Source organism: uncultured Clostridium sp., from assembly GCF_937920395.1.
GTDB lineage: Bacteria > Bacillota > Clostridia > Clostridiales > Clostridiaceae > Clostridium_AD.
This window is the reverse complement of the sequence record NZ_CALEVF010000242.1, coordinates 1-6,653: the sequence shown is the minus strand read 5'-3', so window position 1 is coordinate 6,653 and position 6,653 is coordinate 1. Positions and strand designations below refer to the sequence as shown.

6 protein-coding genes are annotated in these 6,653 nt (G+C 30.6%); all 6 read right to left on the bottom strand.

The genetic code is table 11. The annotated features are described in order from the left end of the window. Positions 1-155: 155 nt before the first annotated feature. Entirely contained in the window at positions 156-935 is a 780-nt protein-coding gene (gene noc, locus Q0649_RS15930; RefSeq protein WP_298844283.1) for a nucleoid occlusion protein, read from the bottom strand. A gap of 195 nt (positions 936-1,130) precedes the next feature. Next, entirely contained in the window at positions 1,131-1,850 is a 720-nt protein-coding gene (gene rsmG, locus Q0649_RS15925; protein WP_298844281.1) for a 16S rRNA (guanine(527)-N(7))-methyltransferase RsmG, read from the bottom strand. A 20-nt stretch (positions 1,851-1,870) separates the two neighbouring features. After that, positions 1,871-3,772: a tRNA uridine-5-carboxymethylaminomethyl(34) synthesis enzyme MnmG gene (gene mnmG / locus Q0649_RS15920; protein ID WP_298844278.1), complete on the bottom strand. Its 1,902-nt coding sequence runs from the start codon at positions 3,770-3,772 to the stop codon at positions 1,871-1,873. An 8-nt stretch (positions 3,773-3,780) separates the two neighbouring features. After that, positions 3,781-5,157 (bottom strand): tRNA uridine-5-carboxymethylaminomethyl(34) synthesis GTPase MnmE, encoded by a 1,377-nt coding sequence (gene mnmE, locus Q0649_RS15915; protein ID WP_298844276.1) that lies wholly within the window; start codon positions 5,155-5,157, stop codon positions 3,781-3,783. Between the two features lie 70 nt (positions 5,158-5,227). Further along, on the bottom strand, positions 5,228-5,854 hold the full coding sequence (gene jag / locus Q0649_RS15910) for an RNA-binding cell elongation regulator Jag/EloR (protein ID WP_298844275.1): 627 nt from the start codon (positions 5,852-5,854) through the stop codon (positions 5,228-5,230). A 52-nt stretch (positions 5,855-5,906) separates the two neighbouring features. Further along, positions 5,907-6,593 (bottom strand): membrane protein insertase YidC, encoded by a 687-nt coding sequence (gene yidC / locus Q0649_RS15905; RefSeq protein WP_298844272.1) that lies wholly within the window; start codon positions 6,591-6,593, stop codon positions 5,907-5,909. Positions 6,594-6,653 lie beyond the last annotated feature (60 nt).

Sequence of the window (6,653 nt, the reverse complement as noted above, 5' to 3'; positions counted from 1 at the left end):
TGTATATGTTTATATATGTATACATATATAAACATATTTATTGTACTATATAATTCATTATATATTTATGTTAAATATATTAATAGTATTTTTTGCAATATTTCAAAAAAAATAAAAAAGCAGGATGTTTCACGTGAAACATCCTGTTTTGGAAGTCATTTTTTGGGAATCCTAATTGTTACCTCTATACTATCTTCTAATTCTTTAGATTTATATTGCGCATTTATTCCATATTTATCAAAAACTTGCTTTATAGTATTTATATAAACTCTAGGCGCAAAAATTCCTTTTATCTTTTTCTTTCCATCTGCTGCCACTTCAGTTCTGCATAACTTAAGTAATTCTTTTTCAATAAGTTCTTCTGTATTTTTAACATTAAGTGATTTACTAACTACTATTTTTAATACTTTCTTTTGAATATTTATATTAGGTAATCGAAGAAGCGCTCTAGCATGTCTCTCTGTAAGTTTATTTTCCACTAAAATATTAGTTATTTCCTTATCCAATTTAAGTAATCTTAATTTATTTGCAATTGTTGATTGTTTCTTACCTATCATTTGGGCTAACCGTTCTTGTGTATAAGCATGGTCTTGAATAAGATTATAATATGCTGTAGCCTCTTCGAAGAAATTTAAATCTTCTCTTTGTAAATTTTCGAGTAACGCAATAGCCGCAGACTCTTTATCTGTTATATCTATAATAATTACTGGAACTTCTTCAAGGCCTATTTTTTTTGCTGCTCTTAATCTTCTTTCACCCGCAACCAATTCATATCTGTTTTCACCACTTTTTCTAACTGTTAGTGGCTGAATTATTCCGTAAGCTTTTATTGACTGAGACAGTTCCTCAATAGTTTCTTCATTAAAGTGCTTTCTAGGTTGATAAACATTTGGAGAAATTAATTCTATAGATACGTGATTTACATTATCCTGCATAATATACCATCCCTCAATTTTCCCTTTTTCAATTTTTACCTTATATTAACAATTCTCTTTTATTATGTTATTTCCTTCTTTTTTATTATTCTTTCGTACGACAAATTATACCATTAATTGTCACTTTCAGTACTATAATCATCTTTTTTAGTGCTGTAGTAACCACTTTCAGTGATTTTCGTCAGTAGATGACTTCTAAACTAAAGGTGCCTTGGTAACCATACCTGCTTTTCTAGGATATTCTTTATGAGTTTGTGAAATCTTTTTTATTATTACTAAATTATGATTTAAATCACTACCCTCAATTTGCACCTTTTCTATATGCTCTATTTGTCCACCAAGCATCCTAATTGCATTCTTTGACAACTTAATTTCATCTTCAACTGCAGGACCTTTCATTGCTACAAAATACCCTCCAACCTTTACATATGGTATACAATATTCACTTAAAACAGTTAAATTAGCAACAGCTCTTGATACTGCAATATCAAATTTTTCTCTATATTGTTTTTCCCTTGCAAAATCTTCTGCCCTACCATGAATAGCTTTAATATTTTTCAAATTAAGTCGATTAATTACTTCATTCAGAAAAATAATTCTCTTATTCAGTGAATCTAGTAGGACTATATTAACTTCAGGTTTTATTATTTTCATAGGAATACCCGGAAAACCTCCTCCAGTCCCTATATCTATAACACTTTTAGCATTCTTTAGCTGATCAAACTTAAAAACCTTCATAGAATCAATAAAATGTTTTTTTACTATTGCTTCATCCTCTTTTATAGCCGTCAAATTTATTTTCTCATTCCATTCCTTTATAAGGTCTTTATATAACATAAATTGATCGTATTTTTTTTGATCAAATTTAAGTCCTACATTATTACTAGCCTCATTTAATATATCAAAGTACTCCATATTTCACCTCTATATAATTTTTATAAGTTATTTTCGATTTTTGAGTTCAATAGTCTTTTTTGTTGCTCAAGATATATCATTAGCACAGACATATCTGCAGGTGATACTCCTGATATTCTAGAAGCTTGACCTATACTTTCAGGTTTAACTTTACCTAATTTTTGCATAGCCTCTATCCGCAATCCTTTTATCTTATCATAATTTATATCTTTAGATATACTTTTACTTTCAAACTTTCTAAATTGCTTAATTTGGTCTAATTGTTTCTGGATATAACCTTCATATTTTGAAACAATATTAACTTGTTCACATATATACTTATTTAATATAGGTCTATCTACATCTAGTTTTTCAACCATATAATAGTCAAGTTCTGGCCTTTTTATAAGCTCATATAAACTAATAGGTTTTTTTAGAGGCGTAGAATTACAAGAGATTAAAAATTCCTCGATCTCTTTTTTATTTGTAATTTGTAAATTTTTAATTCTTTCGATTTCTTTTTCTATTTGCAGCTTCTTTTTTTTGAAAATATCATATCTATGTTCAGTCACAAGTCCAACACTATGTCCTATTTCAGTTAACCTTAAGTCCGCATTGTCTTGCCTTAATAATAATCTATACTCCGCTCTTGAGGTCATCATTCTATATGGTTCATTAGTTCCTTTAGTTACTAAATCATCAATTAAAACTCCTATATAACCATCAGATCTTTTTAATATTAACGGCTCTTTGTTTTGAGTAAGAAGTGCTGCGTTTATACCTGCAATAATACCTTGAGATGCCGCTTCTTCATATCCCGAGCTACCATTTATTTGACCTGCTGAAAATAATCCACTAATATCTTTAAATTCTAGTGAGAGTTTTAAATCTAGTGAGTCTATGCAGTCATATTCTATTGCATAAGCAGTTCTCATAATTTCTACATTTTCAAGTCCTGGAACTGTTTTTAACATTTCAACCTGTATTTCCTCAGGAAGTGAACTAGACATACCTTGAACATACATCTCCTCGGTACTTTCACCTTCAGGCTCGATAAATATTTGGTGTCTTTCTTTGTCAGTAAATCTCATTACTTTATCTTCAATAGATGGACAATATCTAGGCCCAGTACTCTTAATTGAACCATTATATAAAGGTGATCTCATTATGTTTTTTCTGATTATATTATGTGTGTCTTCATTTGTATAAGTTAAATAACACGATAGCTGTTTACGGCTTATATCATCACTAATAAACGAAAATGGAACTACCTGCGTATCGCCTAATTGCTCCTCCATCTTAGAAAAATCAACTGAGCGTCTGTTTACTCTAGATGGCGTTCCTGTTTTAAAACGCCTTAGTTTTATTCCTAGTTCACATAATGATTTAGAAAGTTCATTTGCAGGCTGTAATCCGCTAGGTCCCTCACTATAACTAAGATCCCCAATTATAATCTTTGATTTTAAATATGTCCCCGATGCTATAACAATAGTCTTAGTCGTGAAATATGCCTCATTTTTAGTAAGGATACCTTTAATTTTACCATCTTCTACGTCTATAGATACTACCTCTAATTGTCTGAGTTGCAAATTCTCCTGAGTCTCTAATACATGTTTCATTCTCATTCCATATGCTTTTTTATCTGCTTGAGCTCTTAATGAAAACACAGCTGGTCCTTTAGATGTGTTTAACATTCTTGATTGTATATATGTATTATCAATATTTACTCCCATCTCACCACCAAGTGCGTCTATTTCCCTCACTAAATGGCCCTTAGCAGTTCCCCCAATATTAGGATTACAAGGCATCAAAGCTACGCTCTCTAAATTTATAGCACAAATTAAAGTTTTACACCCCATTCTTGCCGCGGCAAGGCCTGCCTCGCAACCTGCATGCCCAGCTCCAATAACTATAACATCAAAATTTCCTGCATCATATTTCATATTTATCCCTACTTTCCTAAACAAAATTCAGCAAATATCTTATGTATTATATCCTCATCTAGTGCCTCGCCAGTAATTTCGCCTAAATTCATCCACGCATTTCTTATATCAATTGAAGCTAGATCAATAGCTAAAGTATGTTCTAAAGCATTTAATGATGCTTTCAAATTTTCCTTAGCCCGTATTAAAGCCTGCTTATGTCTATTATTTGTAACAAAAACACCTTCTGTTTTAATTTCACCATTAAAAAATAAATCCTTTATATTTCTTTTAACTGAATCTAAACCAACACCTGTTTTTATTGAAACATTAGTAATATACTTAGCTTTTAAATTTTGTAATTCGCTTATCTCTATTTTACCACCTAAATCACTTTTATTTAATAGTACAATGTATTTTTTTTCTTTAATATATTCGATTATTTCTATATCCTCTCGACTAAGCTTAATACTTGAATCCAATATTAATATAACTAAGTCAGCCTCATCTATCTTTTCTTTAGATGTTTCTACTCCTATTTTTTCAACTATATCCTCAGTTTCACGAATTCCAGCAGTATCTACTATTTTAACAGGTATGCCCTCGATACTTATATACTCTTCTATGGCATCTCTCGTTGTACCTGGAACATCTGTGACAATAGCTCTTTTTTCTTTTACAAGAGCATTGAGAAGTGATGATTTTCCTACATTAGGTTTTCCAACTATAACAGTACTTAGACCTTCTCTTAAGATTTTACCCTCATCTGCAGTACTAAGTAACATTTCTATCTCACTTATTATAACTGTAACTTCGTCGCGTACTTCATTTGCAGTTACATCTTCAATATCCTCTTCTGGGTAATCAACTGTAACCTCTATATGCGCAATTACACTAAGTAATTTAGCTCGAATGTTTTTTATTTCCCTGGAAATCGAACCTTCTGATTGCATAAGTGCTGACTTCATACTAAGTTCTGTCTTTGCACGTATTATATCCATAACTGCTTCTGCTTGACTTAAATCAATTCTACCATTTAAAAATGCTCTTTTAGTAAATTCTCCAGGTTCTGCTATTCTTGCACCAGCGCGAATGACCTCTTGCAATATTCTATTAGTACCAACTACCCCACCATGACAATTTATTTCAATAGTATCCTCCGCTGTAAAACTTTTAGGGCCTTTCATATATGAAATAATAACCTCGTCAAGTCTAATTCCATTTTTATCAATCACATGACCATATCTCATAGTATAAGATTTAAAATCATTCAGTTTTCTATTATTTTTACCTATAAATATACTATCCACTATATTTATAGCCTTATCACCAGATACTCTAATTATGGATATACCACCTTCTCCTATGCTTGTTGATATTGCAGCTATAGTATCAAATTCTTTCATTAAATGTACCCTCCTAATTTCATAAATATTTATCAAACTCTTTAGTTTTACAAATTTAAAAAGAAAGCCCTTAGGCTTTCTTTAAATCAACTACAACTCTTCTATAAGGTTCTTCACCTTCACTAAATGTATAAATATATGTATCATTTTGGAGCGATGAGTGTATTATTCTTCTTTCATAAGGGTTCATAGGCTCAAGTTTTAATACTCTACCGCTTACCCTAACCTTATAAGCAATTTTTGATGCAAGCCGTTTTAAAGTTTCTTCCCGTTTTGCTCTATAATTTTCAGTATCCAATAATACTCTTTTATACTCTTCATCATGATTTTTATTTACCACTAAACTTACAAGGTACTGAAGCGCATCTAACGTTTCGCCTCTATATCCTATTAAAAGTCCCATATTAGGTCCAATTAAATCAATATGCATTTCATTATTTTCATCTTTAAGTTTAACATCGGCTTTCATATTCATAGATTGTAGTACTTCCATTAAAAATGTTTCAGCTTCTTTTAAACTATCTCTTTTAACTGTAACTCTAATTTTAGCAGGTTTTACTCCAATGATATTTAAAAATCCTTTACTTCCCTCATCTAATGTTTCAACTTTTACTTTATCTCTTGTTACTTTTAATTCTTCTAGTGCTTTACTAATAGCATCGTCAACGTTTTTTCCCATCATTTCAATAATCTTCATATCGTGCTACACCCGCCTTTCTTAATGTAAAAATTAGGCACTTGTGTTAAACTTATTTCTTATTTACTACTGCTTCATCCGTTTTTTTATTTAATTCAATTTTATTTATAAATATAGTTTGAATTATTTGTATTACATTATTTATTACCCAATATAATACTAATGTACCTGCAAACTTAAGACTCATGAATCCCATGAAAATAGCCATCACAGTGTTCATTGTTGAAGTTTGTTTAGATTGAGCGCCATCTGTTGACGGCGGTTGCATAAGTTTCGATGAAAAATATGTTGTAATAGTAGATAAAATTGGTAATATATATATTGGATCTGATTTTGTTAAATCATGCATCCATAAAAAACCAGCACCATGCATATTTAAGTGTTGAAAAACAGCATATAAAGAAAATAGAATAGGCATCTGAACAATCATTGGTAAACAACCACCCATTGGGTTTACTCCATTTTCCTTATAAAGTTTCATTACTTCTTGTTGAGCCTTTTGTGGGTCGCTTTTATATTTTGTTTGAACTTTTTTCATTTCTGGTTGAATTGCACCCATTTTAGCTGTTGATCTAAGTTGTTTAACACTTAAAGGCAACAATATTAATCTTACAATAATTGTGAAAACAATTATTGCGAGTCCATATGATAAATCATTATTTGGTATAATTGTATGAATTGCACCATTTACCATGTAAAAAAACCTAGTAAGTGGCTCAGTTAAAAACTTTATATTCAAATTTAAAAACCTCCTGAGCGCTTATTTAACTGGATCAAAGCCGCCCTTATTATAAGGATG

Excerpts from the sequence above, each read along its gene's own strand:
- rsmG (WP_298844281.1), bottom strand. The coding sequence starts at position 1,850 with ATGGAGTACTTTGATATATTAAATGAGGCTAGTAATAATGTAGGACTT.
- mnmG (WP_298844278.1), bottom strand. The coding sequence starts at position 3,772 with ATGAAATATGATGCAGGAAATTTTGATGTTATAGTTATTGGAGCTGGG.
- noc (WP_298844283.1), bottom strand. The coding sequence starts at position 935 with ATGCAGGATAATGTAAATCACGTATCTATAGAATTAATTTCTCCAAAT.
- mnmE (WP_298844276.1), bottom strand. The coding sequence starts at position 5,157 with ATGAAAGAATTTGATACTATAGCTGCAATATCAACAAGCATAGGAGAA.
- jag (WP_298844275.1), bottom strand. The coding sequence starts at position 5,854 with ATGAAGATTATTGAAATGATGGGAAAAAACGTTGACGATGCTATTAGT.